Origin of the sequence: Pricia antarctica (assembly GCF_900101815.1) — a bacterium.
Taxonomy (GTDB): domain Bacteria; phylum Bacteroidota; class Bacteroidia; order Flavobacteriales; family Flavobacteriaceae; genus Pricia; species Pricia antarctica.
Map to the genome: position 1 here is coordinate 1 of NZ_FNAO01000045.1, position 1,191 is coordinate 1,191.

Consider the following 1,191-nt stretch of genomic DNA (forward strand, 5'->3'; position numbering starts at 1 on the left):
TTCCTTCGGGACCCGGTCCGACAACTGGAAGCTGAGGAACAGTTTTTCGGTATAATTCTTTTTGCCTTGCATACCTTCAATTTACGGATTTCCGCACATTGGTAAAAGCAAAAAATGATGTTTATTGGAGTTCTGCAACAGCCACGGACGTTTTAGTGGAGCTAATCCCAGCGTTATCTGAACCTTTAGATGCTATTGTATCATGATAGCCCAAATCAATATTTCAACTTTTAACAAGAGCACAAGTTATGATACGGGTTTTGTTTAAACACTTCTTTGCAATTTTGGAAGTTTCTATTTGCATAAATTACCAAAATATAGTAATTTTATAGTGTTACTAATAAAATTCAGCAACATGAGCACCACGACCAGTATCAATGTAGGTAACCATTTTAAAGGATTTTTAGCGCGCCTTACCAAAGCCGGACGATACGGTTCCGCTAGCGAAGCGGTGCGGGCCGCCTTGCGTTTGTTGGAGGACGAAGAGGCAAAATACGGGGCCTTGATGAAGGCTTTGGAGGAAGGTGAGGAAAGTGGCGAATGTACCGAAAATTTTGACGACGTAGTGCGGGGAGCCATTGCGGAGCAAAAAACGGAGGCTGCGCAGTGAATAACTATACCCGTTCAAAAAAAAGCACTGAGGATATCCGGAAAATTACCAAGCGCAGTATGGCAGACTTTGGGGAGACCCAGACCTTGGAATATTTGGCGGGGCTCAAGGAAAGGATGCAGTTGCTTGCAGACCGTCCTGATATAGGGCGAGGATTTCTGCATACCCGTACAGAGAAACAGTACTTGTTTTTTAGGTATGAAAGCCATGTCATTTATTACCGAAAGCGCAAAAGTGATATTTTTATCGTTCGTATTCTACATTCCAAAATGCTTCCCGAAAAACATCTCTAATCGACTATTTGACGTTGCTAATATTTTTGGGGGCTCTATCATGCTCCCAGCGGCAATCACTCAATACCTATGAGTTTTGTTTTTCAATTTTCATACTTTCGGGAATTGTTAATAATCCAATTATTGCCACATAAATAGCTTGAAATCGAAGATCGAAGGGAGCAATAACCATAATCCATCAGTTCCGTAAATCGAACGTGGCTGTTGCAGAACTCCAATAAACATCATTTTTTGCTTTTACCAATGAGCGGAAATCCGTAAATTGAAGGTATGCAAGGCAAAAAGAAT

General features: G+C 41.3%; 2 protein-coding genes. Both read left to right on the forward strand.

The features are described 5' to 3' along the window. Positions 1–355 precede the first annotated feature (355 nt). A complete protein-coding gene (locus BLT07_RS20600; RefSeq protein WP_091874507.1) occupies positions 356–610 on the forward strand; it encodes a type II toxin-antitoxin system ParD family antitoxin in 255 nt (84 codons plus the stop codon). After that, positions 607–903 carry a type II toxin-antitoxin system RelE/ParE family toxin gene (locus BLT07_RS20605; protein ID WP_091874509.1) on the forward strand — a complete coding sequence of 99 codons (297 nt, stop codon included), beginning with the start codon at positions 607–609 and terminating at the stop codon, positions 901–903. The genes BLT07_RS20600 and BLT07_RS20605 overlap by 4 nt, the downstream gene beginning before the upstream one ends. The last annotated feature ends 288 nt before the right edge of the window (positions 904–1,191 follow it).